Here is a 14629-nt window from a genome sequence, read left to right as displayed (position 1 = left end):
GGCGACTGGAGCCAACACTTGTAGTTCGTCGCCCCGGACTTGATCCGGGGCCCCGCTTCCTTTTGGCGCGGAGAAGAAGAAGCGGGATCCCGGATCAAGTCCGGGATGACGGAACGAAAAGAGGGCGCCTTCCGCGTGGGAAGACGCCCTCTTTCGATCGGGACTGACGACGTGGCGAAGCCACGTCGTCGGTCGTCGCTGCGCGACGCCGGCCGACAGCGCGTGTGCGGCGGCGCCGCACCGGCTGCCGGCCCGGCAGCCTCACGCGCTGTAGTACATATCGAACTCGACCGGGCTCGGGGTCATCTCCCAACGCGCCACGTCCGCCCACTTCAGTTCGACGTACGCCTCGATCTGATCCTTGGTGAACACGTCGCCCTTCAACAGGAAGTCGTGGTCTGCCAGGAGCGAGTCGAGCGCTTCGCGCAGCGAGGCGCAGACCGTCGGGACCTGCGCCAGCTCGGCCGGCGGCAGGTCGTACAGGTTCTTGTCCATCGCCTCGCCCGGATGGATCTTGTTCTGGATACCGTCCAGACCCGCCATCAGCAGCGCCGCATAGGCGAGATACGGATTGGCCATCGCGTCCGGGAAGCGGACCTCGACGCGCTTGCTCTTCGGCCCGGTGCCGTACGGAATGCGGCACGAGGCCGAGCGGTTGCGCGCCGAATAGGCGAGCAGCACCGGCGCTTCGTAGCCCGGCACCAGCCGCTTGTAGCTGTTGGTGGTCGGGTTGGTGAAGGCGTTGATCGCTTTGGCGTGCTTGATGATCCCGCCGATGAAATACAGGCAGGTGTCGCTCAGCCCGGCATAGCCGTTGCCCGCGAACAGCGGCTCCTTGCCGTTCCAGATCGAGAAGTGCGTGTGCATCCCCGAGCCGTTATCTTCCTTGATCGGCTTCGGCATGAACGTCGCCGACTTGCCATAAGCGTGCGCGACCTGGTGCACGACATACTTGTAGATCTGCATCCGGTCGGCGGTGGTGGTCAGCGTGCCGAAGGTCAGCCCCAGCTCGTGCTGCGCGGCGGCGACCTCGTGGTGGTGCTTGTCGCACGGCAGGCCCATCTCGATCATCGTCGAGACCATCTCGCCACGGATGTCGACCGCCGAGTCGACCGGCGCGACGGGGAAGTAGCCGCCCTTGGCGCGCGGACGGTGCGCCATGTTGCCGCCCTCATATTCGCGGCCGGTGTTGGTCGGCAGCTCGATATCGTCGAGCTTGAAATACGACTGGTTGTACGACGTGTCGAAACGGACGTCGTCGAACATGAAGAACTCGGCTTCCGGCCCGACATAGACGGTGTCGCCGATTCCGGTGGTGGCGACATAGGCCTCGGCGCGCTTCGCGGTGGTGCGCGGGTCGCGGCTATAGCCCTCGCCGGTCGACGGCTCGACGATGTCGCAGAACACGATCAGCATCGGGGTGGCCGAGAACGGATCGGTGTAGACCGCGTCCAGATCCGGCTTCAGGATCATGTCCGACTCGTTGATCGCCTTCCAGCCCTCGATCGAGCTGCCGTCGAACATCAGGCCGTCGGTCCATTCGTCCTCGCCCATCACCGAGGCGACCATCGTCAGATGCTGCCACTTGCCCTTGGGATCGGTGAAGCGCAGATCGACCCACTCGATCTCCTCGTCCTTGATCTTGCTCAGAACGTCTGCGGCCGTGTTCGCCATGATGTTGCTCTCTCTCGCATAAGCGTCGCTTCGACCGATGGTCGAAGTGGCGCGGTAAGTGGCACGCTCCGATGACAGCGGAGCGAAGGAATGGGATCAGATCGCTTCGTTATCGCGCTCGCCGGTACGGATGCGCAGCGCGGTTTCGACCGGGATCACGAAGATCTTGCCGTCGCCGATCCGGCCGGTCTGCGCGGCGGCGGCGATCGCCTCCACCACGCGCTCGGTCAGACCGTCCTCGACGACCACCTCCAGCTTCACCTTGGGCAGGAAGTCGACGACATATTCGGCGCCGCGGTACAGCTCGGTATGGCCCTTCTGCCGTCCGAAGCCCTTCGCCTCGGTGACGGTGATGCCGGACACTCCGATTTCGTGCAGCGCCTCCTTCACCTCGTCCAGCTTGAACGGCTTGATGATCGCTTCGATCTTCTTCACGCGACGAACGCCCCACCCCGGAAAACTTGGATGCCCCAGCAGCATCGTTGCACCGATCGTGCCAGCCGCGGGCGCGAAGGGCAAGGCGACGACTCGCGGAAATCCGGGCTTTTCACTGCCTGAAAAATGGGCAATCGCTGTGTGTCTGCCACTTTGGCGGGCAGGTGCCATTTCTTAACCCGCGCGCGCCTATGCGAACCCGATGCGAAGCTCACGCGGATATCGGTTCGGCGCCGTCTCGGCCTTGTCGCTGCTGCTGGCGGGCTGCGGCGGGGGCGGTGGGAGCGATGGCGCGAGCGGTACCGTCCCGGCGAGCGGCGGCGTGCAGGTGGTGCCCGCCCCGTCGCCGACGCCCAGCCCGACCCCCGTGCCCGCACCGAGCCCCACGCCTGCGCCGAGCCCGACGCCGACGCCGCCGCCGGCACCCGCGCCCACCCCGACCGGCAATTGGGCGACCAACGCCGCGGCGCTGTTCAGCACCCAGCCCGATGTCGCCAATTGCAAGCCCGGCACGCTGGTGCAGAGTGTCCGCGACGACGTGCTGGCACGGCTGAACGCGATCCGTGCGCTTCATCGGCTGCCCGCCGTCAGCTATTCGAGCGCCGACGACGAACAGGCGACGCAGGCGGCGCTGATGATGGCGGCGAACGGCCAGTTGAGTCATACGCCCGCCGCGACGTGGAAATGCTACACCACGCTCGGTGCGAACGGGGCGGGGACCAGCAACCTGTATGGCGGGCTGATCTCGCCTTATCTGGCCTATTATACCGAGGACATGTATCTCGGCGGCTGGCTGAGCGAGACGTCGAACCTCGTCGCCAACAATGTCGGGCATCGCCGCTGGATCCTCGATCCGTTCCTCGGCAAGATTTCGTACGGCCGTGTCGCGCAGGTGCTGGCAGACGGCAGCCGTACCGATGCCGCCGCGATGAAGGTCGTATCGTTCACCGGCGGGGTGAGCGTGCCAGCGAACCTCCCGCCGTTCGTCGCCTATCCGTACGGGGACTACCCGGCGCGCTATTTCGACATGTCGTCGTTGCTTTCGTTCACGGTGATCGCGGACACGACGCAGCGCGGCGGGGCCAATGCGACGGTCGATTTCTCGAAAGCGACGATCGCGGTCAGCGACGGCTCGACCGCCCTGGCGGTGTCGAACGTCAGCTTCGACAATGTCGGTTATGCGGTGCCCAACAACCTGCAATTCCAGGTCGCGGGGTTGAAGGCGGGGGTGAGCTATTCGGTGAAGATCACCGGGGTCGGCGTGCGCGGGACCGCGACCGATTACAGCTATACGTTCAGGATCGTGTCGTGATCCACGGTACCACGGCCGGGTCGTCATCCCGGACTTGATCCGGGATCCCGCTTCTTCACGACGCGCGTAAAGAAGCAGCGGGGCCCCGGATCAAGTCCGGGGCGACGAAAGGGGGCGGCCGCTCTCCCTCAATACGGCGGCTTGTCGAGCCCCGCAGGCGAGCCGGTGAAGATCTCGCACCCGTCCTCGGTGATGCCGATGGAGTGTTCGAACTGCGCCGACAGCGAGCGGTCGCGCGTCACCGCGGTCCAGCCATCGTCGAGCAGCTTCACGTCGGGGCGACCGATGTTGATCATCGGCTCGATCGTGAAGATCATGCCCGGCCGCAGCTCGGGTCCGGTGCCCGGACGGCCGACGTGCACCACCTCCGGCGCGTCGTGGAACAGCCGCCCGACGCCGTGGCCGCAGAAATCGCGGACCACGCCGAATCGATGGCCCTCGGCATGGCGCTGGATCGCGTGCGCGACATCGCCCATCGTGTTGCCGGGGCGCGCCTGCTCGATGCCGAGCATCAGGCATTCATAGGTCACCTCGACCAGCCGCTTCGCCTTCAGCGGCACGTCACCGATCAGGTACATGCGGCTGGTGTCGCCATGCCAGCCATCGACGATCGGGGTGACGTCGACATTGACGATATCGCCCGACTTCAGCGCCTTGTCCGATGGAATCCCGTGGCAGACGACATGGTTGATCGAGATGCAGCTCGAATGCGTATAGCCGCGATAGCCGAGCGTCGCGGGCACGCCGCCGCCAGCCTTCACGAAATCGTAGATCAGCTTGTCGATCTCGGCGGTGGTCACGCCCGGCACCATATGCGGCACGAGCATGTCGAGCGTTTCGGCGGCGAGTCGTCCGGCCTTGTGCATCCCCGCAAAGGCATCCGGCCCGTGCAGCTTGATCGCGCCGGTGCGCGCGAGCGGCGCATCGCTGGTGACGGTCACATAATCGGTCATGTGCACGGATATAGCGTGGCGGGCGCGCGATTGCGAGCTAGGGAAGGCGCATGACAACCGAACGCATCTGGACCGCCGCGCTGGTGGTGATCGGGGACGAGATCCTGTCCGGCCGCACGCAGGACAAGAACATCGCGCAGCTCGCGACCTGGCTCAACGTACAGGGCATCCGGCTGGTCGAGGTGCGCGTCGTGCCCGATCGCGAGGCGGCGATCGTCGAGGCGGTTAACACGCTGCGGGCGCGCAACGATTATCTGTTCACCACCGGCGGGATCGGGCCGACGCATGACGACATCACCGTCGATGCGATCGCCGCGGCGCTGGGCGCGGCGGTCGTCGAACACCCCGATGCGATCGCGGTGCTGGAGCGGCATTACGAAACACGCGGCGGGCTGACCGACGCGCGGCGGCGGATGGCGCGCGTGCCCGAGGGCGCGACGCTGATCGAGAATCGCGTCTCGGGCGCGCCGGGCATCCGCGTCGACAATATCTTCATCATGGCCGGTGTGCCGCACATCACGGCGGGGATGCTCGATTGGCTGACCGGCACGCTCGAAGGCGGGCGTCCGGTGGTGAGCGCGACAATCGGCTGCTGGGTGGCCGAAAGCGAGGTCGCCGAGCTGCTGTGCGCCACCGAAAAGGCGCACGAGGGCGTGGCGATCGGCAGCTATCCCTTCTTCCGCGACGGGCGCACCGGCGCCAATTTCGTGGTGCGCTCGCCCGATCAGGCGCAGGTCGATGCGTGTATCGCAGACCTGACCGCCGCGCTGGAAGCCGACGGGCGTACGGTGACCGCGGGGGGGATCTAGGGGCGAAGGACCGTCGCGATTGCCCTGCTTGATTCGTCATCCCCGACTTGATCCGGGATCCCGCTTCCTTGCCTCTCCGCCAGAGACGGAGCGGGGCCCCGGATCAGGTCCGGGGCGACGATGTCGGAAAGGGCGGGAAGATCGAAACAACGATCAACGGCGGAGACGCCCACTCGTCCCGAACAGGGATCGGCGACAAGGTAAACGACGTTGCGCGCCGCTCCGTGGCAGGTCACGGAATCGGCTCAATTTGTCGGGACCGGGTACGATGGCACGCGCAGCATTCAAGGCGGGTTTGGCGGCAGGGCTGGCGCTGGTGGTGGCCAGCCCCGCGTCGGCCACGACCGTGATCCAGGGCATGGATGCGCTGCACGAGTGGAACCTCGTCGTGCTCGGCGACCTGAAGTCGTCGTCGGAAGTCGAGGGCCGCACCTTCGTCGGCGGCAATCTGAGCGGCACGTCGTCGAACTACCAGATCCGCACCCCCGCGGCCTCGAGCGCGAATACCCCCGCGCTGACGGTCGTCGGCGACGTGACCGGCGGGACGAAGAACCTGACCGGCGGCGCGACGGTCGGCGGCAACGTCACCAGCGGCTTCTCGCTGAACGGCAACCCGCAGACGGTGCTGGTCGGCGGCGCGATCGCCAATACCAACGTCAACCAGAATACCGTCAAGTCCGGGCAGGCGGCGACCGCCGGCTTCACGCAGGCGCTGGTCGACCAACGCAATGCGCTGACCCGCTCGATGATCGATCTGTCGAATGGGCTGTCGGGGTTGGCGGCGACCGGCAAGGCGCTGATCTCGAACAATCGCGCCACCTTCAACGCGGTCGCGGGCAGCAACGGCGTCGCGGTGTTCTCGCTGGCCGGCAGCGACCTGTCGAAGTTCGGCGAGATCGAGTTCAACCGCAACGGCGCGGACACGGTGATCGTCAACGTCAGCGGCGCGACGATCAGGCTGGACGACAATTTCCTCGGCAACGTCGACCAGCTCGGCCGCAACGTGATCTGGAACTTCGCAGACGCGACGACGGTCGACCTCACGACCGCGTGGCGCGGATCGGTGCTGGCGCCGCTCGCGGCGGGAACGACCGGTAATTACATCCAGGGCAGCGCGGTGTTCAACAGCATGGTGCAGAACGGCGAGATGCACCTCGACACCTATGCCGGCGCGTTCCGTCCGACCGCGGCGGTGCCGGAACCGGGGACATGGATGATGATGCTCGCGGGGTTCGGGGTGCTTGGCGCGACGCTGCGGCGGCGGCGGAAGGCGGCGCTTCCTTCGGCGGTTTAAAGAGGGGCGGTTGTGCCGCAGCCTCTTCGGCTAAACATCGTCACCTTCTTCTCGGCCCCCCGCTGGTCGCCCCGGACTTGATCCGGGGCCCCGCTACTTCGTGCCGCGCGCAATCAAAGCGGGATCCCGGATCAAGTCCGGGATGACGGAAGAAGGCGGTGGTAATGCTGGATGATGATCGATTCCACCGAATTTCCGTTATTGCGAGCGTAGCGAAGCAATCCAGGGCGTCCTGATCCGGCCCTGGATTGCTTCGCTACGCTCGCAATGACGGTAGATGTGTTCGGAGGAGCGTTACAGGATCACGCGACCTGAACGACCTCTTCCGGCTCGCGCAGCACATAGCCACGGCCCCAGACGGTCTCGATGTAATTCTCGCCGTCGCACGCCAGGCTGAGCTTCTTGCGCAGCTTGCAGATGAAGACGTCGATGATCTTCAGCTCGGGCTCGTCCATCCCGCCGTACAGGTGGTTGAGGAACATTTCCTTGGTCAAGGTCGTGCCCTTGCGGAGCGACAGCAGCTCCAGCATTGCATATTCCTTGCCGGTCAGGTGGACGCGTGCGCCGTCGACTTCGACGGTCTTGGCATCGAGGTTCACCGACAGCTTGCCGGTCTTGATGACCGACTGCGAATGGCCCTTCGAACGGCGGACGACGGCGTGGATGCGCGCGATCAGTTCTTCGCGGTGGAACGGCTTGGTGACGTAATCGTCGGCACCGAAGCCGAAGCTGCGCACCTTCGAATCCATTTCGTTGATACCGCTGAGGATCAACACCGGGGTCTGAACGCGGGCCACGCGCAGCTTCTTGAGCACGTCGTAACCATGCATGTCGGGCAGGTTCAGGTCGAGCAGGATGATGTCGTAATCGTAGAGCTTGCCCAGATCGAGGCCTTCTTCACCCAGATCAGTATTGTAGACGTTGAAGCCCTCGGTCGACAGCATCAGCTCGATGGCCTTGGCGGTGGTCGGCTCGTCCTCGATCAGCAGCACGCGCATCGGCAATTCCCCGGTTGTCGGTGGCGAAATGCCGTCGCCGGCCACGCCTGTCTGGTTCGTTTACCAAACTGCCTCTGAAGCATAAAGGTTAACTGCCACTTAAATTGAGTGTTCCCTTTTTTCACTTTGCTTGTCGACGTTCGGTTCACGCGGTGTGCCCATTGCGGTGAAAAGCGTGCGCTCGCGCGAGCGAGGAATGTCCTCACCGAGCATTTCGCGCAGGTACAGGCTGCGCACCAGCGTGAAGCTGACAACCAGGATGCCGCCCGAAAAGAACAGCCCGAACAGGCCGAACACCGCGCCGGTGCCGATGATCGCGAACAGGCTGAGCGCTGGCGGGATCGCGACGACCCGGCTGGTGACGAACGGCGTCACGAAGTTGGTCTGGATGATTCGCACCGCCGCGAAGACGCCCAGCGCCCACAGCAATTGATCGGTGCCGGCCGTCGCGGCGAGCCCCAGTGCGGGCAGCATCGCGGCGACCGGGCCGACATAGGGGATGAACTCACTAAGCCCGGTCAGCAGCCCCAGCATCGCCGGGGAGGGCACGCCTGCCGCCCACAGGCCCAGCCCGACCATCGTTCCCATCGCGGTCATCTGGATCAATTGCGCGCGCAGCCACAGCAGCAGCGTCGAGCCGACATCGCCGAGCGCATCCTCCATCGCCGCGCGGCGCGACGGCGGCACGAGCAGCAGGACGCCCCGCTCGTAGATCTTGGGATCGACCGCGAAGAAGATCGCGCCGAACAGCACCAGCACGGTGTTGAGCAGCAATTGGCCGGCGCCGCGGACGATCTCGCCGATGTCCTGCGCCACCCGGCTGCCCGCAAACGCCGCGCGCACCGCGTCGACCACCTTCGCGCCGACGGGGCTTTGCGACATATACGCCTGAAACTGGTCCAGCAGCCCCGGCAGGGCGAGCACCAGAGTGTTCACCTGCGCACGAAATTCAACGCCGAACAGCCAGAACAGCAGGGCGAGAAAGCCCAGCAGCGTCAGGATCGCCGCGGTCATGGCGCGTTTGCTGCCCAGATGCGCGCGGGTCGCGTAAAGTTCAGCAATCGCATGGATCACGATCGCGATCAGCACCGATCCGAACGCCAGGATCAGCAGGTGCCGCGCGAGATAGAGTGCGGCGACCAGCGCCACGATCACCACGATCCACAGCACGCGACGGATGAAGCGTGCGTCCGACTCGTCGGGGGCGAGGCGATTCATGCGGGTTGGGCAGACCGTTTCACGAGCGGCACAACGCGCCTGTGTCGAAAAAAGGCGCGTGGGGCGCGAACGAAATCCGCTCAGCGTGGCAGCAGCGCCACGGGGGGTGTCCAGCGCAGCAGCGCGTCATATTCCTGCGGTGGAGCGGGCAGGATCGCGCGTGCGACGATCGCCGGCGCGAGGAGCAGCACCGCTGCGGCCGTGATCGCTCGGCGCGAGGGCAATCGGGCCAGCAGGATCGCGGCCAGTGCCGTCGCGATCATCGGCCATAGATGGTAGCGCACGTCGGCCGCGATCGAGATCGCCGCGAAGCTCGCCTCCAGCGCCAGCGCCGAGGCGAGCAGCCCGAGCGCGAGCCGACGGGTGGGGCAGGGAGGTGCCCGCCGCGACGCCATCAGCAGCAGGACTGCGGCGGAGACCCAGGCGAACGGCCACCCGAGCGGGGTCCGCGTCGTGAGCCCTGCGAGGGTTTGCCATGCTGTCGCCGGAGCGCCGGGTGCGGAGATCCCGTAAGAATTCGGTTCGCCGATGGTCGGCGGTTCTGCGCCGGGAAGGCTCAGGGGGACGAGCCAGCGCTCCGTCATGTTCAGATGCGCGGCGCGTTGCGCGAGATAGGCGATGGAGTGGCGCAGCGCCTCGCGCGCAAGCTGGCGATACAGCGGACCAGTCGAGAGCCGGCCGAGCGGCATCAGTGCAGCAGCGCACGCAGGGGTTTCTTCGAGCGGATCCCAGAAATAGGGCGTGATGCAGTGATGCGCGCGCAGCGTCGCGCCGGTTGCGGCGGGCAGACCCGCGATCGCCGCTCCCTGCGTGCGTGCCGCGATGCCGGCGAGGTCGTAGCGCGGCTGGGTGGTCGCGACGTCGCTGCCCTGAGCGCGGAGCACGCGGTGATTGATCGTCCCCGACAGCGCAAGCACCGCGGCGACGATGCCGAGGGCGACTCCGATCCGCGCGGCACGACGTTGAAGCGGCAGAAGGGCGACGATCAGTGGCGCGAGCGCGAAGACGGCATTCGCGCGGACGAGCAACGCATAAGCGAAGAGCACCCCCGCAGTGACGGCGATGACGGGTGGCACCGGAAGATCGCGGAGGCGGTAGCGGGCGATCAGCCCCGTCGCTGCGAGCGCGGCGCTGACGAGCTGCGCGTCCTTGAGCACGACGCCCTGCCAGCCGAGCAGCGGCGGAAGCAGCCCTGCCGCGAGGGTCGCCCAGGCGGCGCGGGGGCGCCCGAGGCGGGCGAGCGCGTCGGCGATCAGTGCGAGGCCCAGCCAGTAACCGGCAAGCTGCAGCGTCAGCAGCGAGGCCGTGCCGTGCCCCAGCGGCAGCAGCGCCTGCCACAGCCGCGCCATGACCGGCGGGTGCCAATCGTCGAACTGGCCAGAGACGGCCTGCTCATACTGGCGCAGGGTGTCGTATTCGGCATAGCCGGGCCAGAACAACGCCAGTGACGCCGTGAAGAGGAGCGTGGCGGCGATGAGGTGCGGGTGGAGCCTCGCGGTCGAGGCGTCCGGCCTCGTCCTCATCGTGCGGGGAACGTCCGTCATTGCGAGCGTAGCGAAGCAGTCCAGGGCCGGATCAGGACGCCCTGGATTGCTTCGCTACGCTCGCAATGACGAGGAGTGATTTTCAGCCGGGACTCTCCAACCGACCTGTCGAGGATCTGCGGCGCGTAGCTGAAGCGGCCTTTAAGCAGCCTTGTTACCGCAGCGGCAGCGGGGCCCCGGATCAAGTCCGGGGCGACGCGACCCTATTGACCTCAGAAGTGAACCGCGCGACCGTAAGCGCCCAGCACGCTTTCGTGCATCATCTCGCTGAGCGTCGGGTGCGCGAACACCGTCTCCATCAGCTCGTGCTCGGTCGTCTCGAGTTGGCGCGCCACGACATAGCCCTGGATCAGCTCGGTCACTTCCGCACCGACCATGTGCGCGCCGAGCAGCTCGCCGGTCTTGGCGTCGAAGACGGTCTTGATGAAGCCGTCCGCCTCGCCGAGCGCAATCGCCTTGCCATTGCCGATGAACGGGAATTTGCCGACCTTGATGTCGCGGCCGGCTTCCTTCGCCTTCGCCTCGGTCAGTCCGACGCTCGCCACCTGCGGGCGGCTGTAGGTGCAGCCCGGGATGTTCCACGTTTCGAACGGGTGCGGGTTGCCGCCGGCCAGCTTCTCGACGCAGACGATGCCCTCGTGGCTCGCCTTGTGCGCCAGCCACGGTGCGCCGGTGACGTCGCCGATCGCGTAGATGCCCTCGACATTGGTGCGCCCGAAGCCGTCGACCTTGATATGGCCGCGCTCGGTGGTGACGCCGAGCTTTTCGAGCCCGATCTCCTCGGTGTTCGGGACGATGCCGATCGCGACGATGAGGTGGCTATAGTCTTCGGTCGTGGACTTGCCGTCCTTGCCCTTGATCGTCGCCTTCACGCCATCCGCGCCGGTGTCGATCTTCTCGACGCCCGCGCCGGTGACGATCTTGATGCCGTCCTTGGTCAGCCGCTTCTCCATGAAGGCGCTGACTTCCTCGTCCTCGACCGGCAGGATGCGCGGCAGCATCTCGACGATCGTCACGTCCGCGCCCATGTCGTTGTAGAAGCTCGCGAACTCGACGCCGATCGCGCCCGAGCCGATCACCAGCAGCTTGGTCGGCATCACCTCGGGCACCATCGCGTGGCGATAGGTCCAGATGCGCTTGCCGTCGGCCTTGGCGAACGGCAGGTCGCGGGCACGCGCGCCGGTCGCGACGAGGATGTGCTTCGCTTCGAGATCGACGGTGCCGTTGCCCTGCTTGACGCTGAGCTTGCCCTTGGCTGTGATCGTGCCGAAGCCTTCGACCACCGCGATCTTGTTCTTCTTCATCAGGCCCTTGACGCCGGCATTGAGCTGGCCGGAGACCTTGCGGCTGCGGTCGACGATCTTGGCGAGATCGAAGCCGATGTTCTCGGCCTTCAACCCGTAATCGCCCGCATGCGTCATGTAGTGATAGATTTCGGACGTGCGCAGCAGCGCCTTGGTCGGGATGCAGCCCCAGTTGAGGCAGATGCCGCCGAGCCGCTCGCGCTCGACGATCGCGACCTTCAGGCCGAGCTGTGCGCCACGGATCGCGGCGACATAGCCGCCGGGGCCGGAGCCGAGAACGATAAGGTCGTAGGTGTCAGCCATGTAACCACTCCCGGGCCGCAGCCCATTGTGTGGACGCGTAGACGGCGCTCTTGGTGCGTACGTCGGCGTCATCCAGAAGATGATAGATGTCGTCAGGTATGTCGAAAGTCACTTGCCAGCGACTGGTTGGCCATGTGCGAGACGCCAACAGCAGCCACTTGTTCTGCAAAGAAGCGGGACGGCAACCCTCCAGTTCCGACGCCAGCAAGCGCGCGAATTGACGTTTCCACCAATCGTCGCGCGCCGCGGGGGTCATGCGGCCGGCGGCACTTCGCGCGGGCGGCGGTCTTCGTCGATCGCGACGAAGGTGAAGCGCGCCTCGGTTACCTTGCGCGATTCCTCGCCGTGCCGGTCGCGCGCCCAGCTTTCGACCTGGATCGCGATCGAGGTGCGCCCGACGCGCTCGATCTGCGTGTAGACCGAAACTTCGTCGCCGACATGGACGGGGGCGTGGAATTGCATCCCGTCCATCGCGATCGTCACCGCGCGCCCGCGCGCGCGGCGCGCGGCGGTCAGCCCGGCGGCCGAGTCCATCAGGCTCATCAGCCAGCCACCAAAGATATCGCCATAGGCATTGGCGTCGGCGGGCATCGCCGAGACGCGGATCGTCGGGGCCTGTTGCGGTTCGGTCGCGCTCATGCGGCGGCTCCTTCGCGGCGCACGCGCCAGATGTCGCGCGCGCCGAGCAGGCCGACCGCGACCAATGTCGCCGCGCCGACCAGCCAGATCGTGTCAGCACCCTGCGGATAGCTCCACGCCGCGCCCTTGAAGACCAAAGCGGTCACGCCGAGCGACAAGGCGCTCCACGCGATCTCGCGCTTGTCCGCGCCCAGCTCCATCTGCGCCACGGCGGACTGCCTCAGGCGAGCATCGCCAGCGGGTTCTCGACCAGCTCGCGGAACGCCTTCATCAGCTGCGCACCGTCCGCGCCGTCGATCGCGCGGTGGTCGAAGCTGCCGGTCGCCGACATGATCGACGCGATGCCGAGCGAGCCGTCACCCAGCACCCACGGGCGCTTCTCGCCCGCGCCGACTGCGAGGATCATGCCCTGGGGCGGGTTGATGACCGCCTCGAACTGCTTGATCCCGAACATGCCCATGTTGCTGATCGACGCGGTGCCGCCGGTGAATTCCTCCGGCTTGAGCTTCTTGTCGCGCGCGCGCGCGGCGAGGTCCTTCATCCGGGTCGAGATGCTCGACAGCGAGGCGGTATCGGCCTCGGTGATGACCGGGGTGATAAGGCCATCGGGGGTCGACACCGCGACCGAGATGTCGGCACGCTGGAAGCTGACGAGCTGGTCCGGGGTGAACATCACGTTGCACTTCGGCACCTGGATCAGCGCGACCGCGAGCGCCTTGATGAGCAAGTCGTTGACCGACAGCTTCACGCCGCGCGATTCGAGCCCGGCGTTGAGGTCACCGCGCAGCTTGAGCAGCTTGTCGAGCTGCACGTCGACCGTGAGGTAGATGTGCGGAACCTGCTGCTTCGATTCGGTCAGGCGGCGCGCGATCGTCTTGCGCATGTTGGTGAGCTTGGTTAGCTCGTGCGGGATATCGGGCACCTGCGCCGGGGTCGGCGCGGGGGCGGGCGATGCCGCGGGGGCGGCGCTGCTCGCGGCGGCGGCCGGCGCGGACGCCTGGCCCGGCTGTGCGCCGTCGACATCGGCCTTGACGATCCGGCCGTTCGGGCCGCTGCCCTTCACGCCCGAAAGGTCGACGCCCTTGTCGGCGGCGAGGCGGCGCGCGAGCGGGCTGGCCTTGACGCGGTCACCGTCTTGACGCGCGGCGGGGGCCGGCTTCGGATCGGCGGGCTTGCCGTGGTCGCGGACGTCTTCCTTGGCGGGCTGCGCCTCGGTGCCGGTCTTGTTCGGATCGGCGGGCGACGGCTTGGGTTCGCTCTCCTTGGCGGCCGGGGCGGGGGTACTCTCGCCCTCTTTCTCACCGTCGGCGAGCAGCAGCGCGATGACCGTGCCGACCTTCACGCCGTCCGATCCCTCGGCGACGGTGATCTTCGAGATCACGCCCTCGTCGACCGCCTCGAATTCCATCGTCGCCTTGTCGGTCTCGATCTCGGCCATGATGTCGCCGGCCTTGACGGTATCGCCTTCCTTCACGAGCCATTTGGCCAGCGTGCCCTCCTCCATCGTCGGCGACAGGGCAGGCATCTTGATTTCGATCGGCATCGTGATCCTCGAGAGGCTCGTGGGACAGGCGCCCGTCTCTTGCGGACGCGCGCCGTATGGTCAAGCCCGCCGCCTTGTCCCATGTGCTTGGCGTGGGCGCGCGCGGCCGATACACCGGGCGGACAAGGGGGCCCTGATGCGCATCTATCTGACCGTGATCGACGACACGCCCGAGGCGCTGATCGCGCTGCGCTTCGCGGCGCGGCGCGCGGTGAAGACCGGCGGCGGGGTTGAGATCCTCGCGCTGTTGCCGCCGCAGGAGTTCATTCCGTTCGGCGGCGTGCAGGCGACGATCGAGGACGAACAGCAGCGCCATGCCGAGGGGCTGGTGGCGCGCGCGGCGGGCACGTTGCTCGAGGAATCGGGGGTGCGCCCGTCGATCACGGTGCGCAGCGGCGACGGACCGAAGGTGATCCGCGCGCTGATCGCCGAGAACCCGCAGATCGCCGCGCTGGTGCTGGGCGCGGCCGCGGATGGCGCACCCGGCGCGCTGGTCACCCATTTCGCGGCGGATGTCGGCGCGCTGCCGGTGCCGTTGATGATCGTGCCGGGCGGCTTGTCGGCCGAGGCGATCGACCGGCTGAGCTGATCGCAATCGCTTGA

Annotated in this window: 14 protein-coding genes; 4 read left to right on the top strand and 10 right to left on the bottom strand. The window is 66.6% G+C overall.

The window, feature by feature from the left end:
- Nucleotides 1-261: 261 nt before the first annotated feature.
- Nucleotides 262-1674, bottom strand: a complete 1413-nt coding sequence (gene glnA, locus SPHPH_RS0110440) for a type I glutamate--ammonia ligase (RefSeq protein ID WP_028966643.1) — start codon at nucleotides 1672-1674, stop codon at nucleotides 262-264.
- Between the two features lie 96 nt (nucleotides 1675-1770).
- Nucleotides 1771-2109, bottom strand: a complete 339-nt coding sequence (locus tag SPHPH_RS0110435; RefSeq protein ID WP_028056880.1) for a P-II family nitrogen regulator — start codon at nucleotides 2107-2109, stop codon at nucleotides 1771-1773.
- 202 nt (nucleotides 2110-2311) lie between these two features.
- Between SPHPH_RS0110435 and SPHPH_RS19455 the strand changes: the two genes are divergently transcribed.
- On the top strand, nucleotides 2312-3421 hold the full coding sequence (locus tag SPHPH_RS19455) for a CAP domain-containing protein (RefSeq protein WP_051272958.1): 1110 nt from the start codon (nucleotides 2312-2314) through the stop codon (nucleotides 3419-3421).
- Nucleotides 3422-3549: 128 nt separating this feature from the next.
- On the opposite strand, the gene map is transcribed toward SPHPH_RS19455, so the two are convergent.
- The gene (map, locus tag SPHPH_RS0110425) at nucleotides 3550-4374 is read right to left on the bottom strand and encodes a type I methionyl aminopeptidase (protein WP_028966642.1); all 825 of its coding nucleotides are present in this window, start codon (nucleotides 4372-4374) and stop codon (nucleotides 3550-3552) included.
- A gap of 50 nt (nucleotides 4375-4424) precedes the next feature.
- Here map and SPHPH_RS0110420 point away from each other — a divergent pair, with 50 nt between their 5' ends.
- Together SPHPH_RS0110420 and SPHPH_RS0110415 are read left to right on the top strand one after the other, a co-directional pair.
- Complete coding sequence (locus SPHPH_RS0110420) at nucleotides 4425-5183, top strand: competence/damage-inducible protein A (RefSeq protein ID WP_028966641.1); 759 nt, start codon at nucleotides 4425-4427, stop codon at nucleotides 5181-5183.
- 268 nt (nucleotides 5184-5451) lie between these two features.
- Nucleotides 5452-6477 carry a choice-of-anchor A family protein gene (locus tag SPHPH_RS0110415; RefSeq protein ID WP_037488434.1) on the top strand — a complete coding sequence of 342 codons (1026 nt, stop codon included), beginning with the start codon at nucleotides 5452-5454 and terminating at the stop codon, nucleotides 6475-6477.
- Between the two features lie 302 nt (nucleotides 6478-6779).
- Here SPHPH_RS0110415 and ctrA read toward each other — a convergent pair whose 3' ends face one another.
- The 7 genes from ctrA to SPHPH_RS0110380 form a co-directional block, all read right to left on the bottom strand.
- The gene (ctrA, locus tag SPHPH_RS0110410; RefSeq protein ID WP_028966639.1) at nucleotides 6780-7475 is read right to left on the bottom strand and encodes a response regulator transcription factor CtrA; all 696 of its coding nucleotides are present in this window, start codon (nucleotides 7473-7475) and stop codon (nucleotides 6780-6782) included.
- A 99-nt stretch (nucleotides 7476-7574) separates the two neighbouring features.
- Entirely contained in the window at nucleotides 7575-8693 is a 1119-nt protein-coding gene (locus SPHPH_RS0110405) for an AI-2E family transporter (RefSeq protein ID WP_028966638.1), read from the bottom strand.
- An 80-nt stretch (nucleotides 8694-8773) separates the two neighbouring features.
- On the bottom strand, nucleotides 8774-10216 hold the full coding sequence (locus SPHPH_RS0110400; RefSeq protein WP_028966637.1) for a hypothetical protein: 1443 nt from the start codon (nucleotides 10214-10216) through the stop codon (nucleotides 8774-8776).
- 233 nt (nucleotides 10217-10449) lie between these two features.
- On the bottom strand, nucleotides 10450-11844 hold the full coding sequence (gene lpdA / locus SPHPH_RS0110395; protein ID WP_028966636.1) for a dihydrolipoyl dehydrogenase: 1395 nt from the start codon (nucleotides 11842-11844) through the stop codon (nucleotides 10450-10452).
- A 252-nt stretch (nucleotides 11845-12096) separates the two neighbouring features.
- Nucleotides 12097-12483, bottom strand: coding sequence for an acyl-CoA thioesterase (locus SPHPH_RS0110390; RefSeq protein WP_028966635.1), 387 nt, complete (start codon nucleotides 12481-12483; stop codon nucleotides 12097-12099).
- Entirely contained in the window at nucleotides 12480-12692 is a 213-nt protein-coding gene (locus SPHPH_RS19450; RefSeq protein ID WP_156025971.1) for a hypothetical protein, read from the bottom strand. Before SPHPH_RS19450 ends, SPHPH_RS0110390 begins: the two co-directional genes overlap by 4 nt.
- Nucleotides 12693-12703: 11 nt before the next feature.
- A complete protein-coding gene (locus tag SPHPH_RS0110380; RefSeq protein ID WP_028966634.1) occupies nucleotides 12704-14026 on the bottom strand; it encodes a pyruvate dehydrogenase complex dihydrolipoamide acetyltransferase in 1323 nt (440 codons plus the stop codon).
- A 136-nt stretch (nucleotides 14027-14162) separates the two neighbouring features.
- On the opposite strand from SPHPH_RS0110380, the gene SPHPH_RS0110375 reads away from it, so the two are divergent.
- Entirely contained in the window at nucleotides 14163-14615 is a 453-nt protein-coding gene (locus tag SPHPH_RS0110375; protein ID WP_028966633.1) for a universal stress protein, read from the top strand.
- Nucleotides 14616-14629 lie beyond the last annotated feature (14 nt).

Source organism: Sphingomonas phyllosphaerae FA2 (genome assembly GCF_000427645.1).
GTDB classification, from domain to species: Bacteria; Pseudomonadota; Alphaproteobacteria; order Sphingomonadales; family Sphingomonadaceae; genus Sphingomonas; species Sphingomonas phyllosphaerae.
This window is presented reverse-complemented; position numbering and strand designations above follow the sequence as displayed.

Coding starts and splice junctions, on each gene's coding strand:
- glnA (WP_028966643.1), bottom strand. CDS start 1,674: ATGGCGAACACGGCCGCAGACGTTCTGAGCAAGATCAAGGACGAGGAG.
- SPHPH_RS19455 (WP_051272958.1), top strand. CDS start 2,312: ATGCGAAGCTCACGCGGATATCGGTTCGGCGCCGTCTCGGCCTTGTCG.
- map (WP_028966642.1), bottom strand. CDS start 4,374: ATGACCGATTATGTGACCGTCACCAGCGATGCGCCGCTCGCGCGCACC.
- SPHPH_RS0110420 (WP_028966641.1), top strand. CDS start 4,425: ATGACAACCGAACGCATCTGGACCGCCGCGCTGGTGGTGATCGGGGAC.
- SPHPH_RS0110415 (WP_037488434.1), top strand. CDS start 5,452: ATGGCACGCGCAGCATTCAAGGCGGGTTTGGCGGCAGGGCTGGCGCTG.
- ctrA (WP_028966639.1), bottom strand. CDS start 7,475: ATGCGCGTGCTGCTGATCGAGGACGAGCCGACCACCGCCAAGGCCATC.
- SPHPH_RS0110405 (WP_028966638.1), bottom strand. CDS start 8,693: ATGAATCGCCTCGCCCCCGACGAGTCGGACGCACGCTTCATCCGTCGC.
- SPHPH_RS0110400 (WP_028966637.1), bottom strand. CDS start 10,216: ATGAGGACGAGGCCGGACGCCTCGACCGCGAGGCTCCACCCGCACCTC.
- lpdA (WP_028966636.1), bottom strand. CDS start 11,844: ATGGCTGACACCTACGACCTTATCGTTCTCGGCTCCGGCCCCGGCGGC.
- SPHPH_RS0110390 (WP_028966635.1), bottom strand. CDS start 12,483: ATGAGCGCGACCGAACCGCAACAGGCCCCGACGATCCGCGTCTCGGCG.
- SPHPH_RS0110380 (WP_028966634.1), bottom strand. CDS start 14,026: ATGCCGATCGAAATCAAGATGCCTGCCCTGTCGCCGACGATGGAGGAG.
- SPHPH_RS0110375 (WP_028966633.1), top strand. CDS start 14,163: ATGCGCATCTATCTGACCGTGATCGACGACACGCCCGAGGCGCTGATC.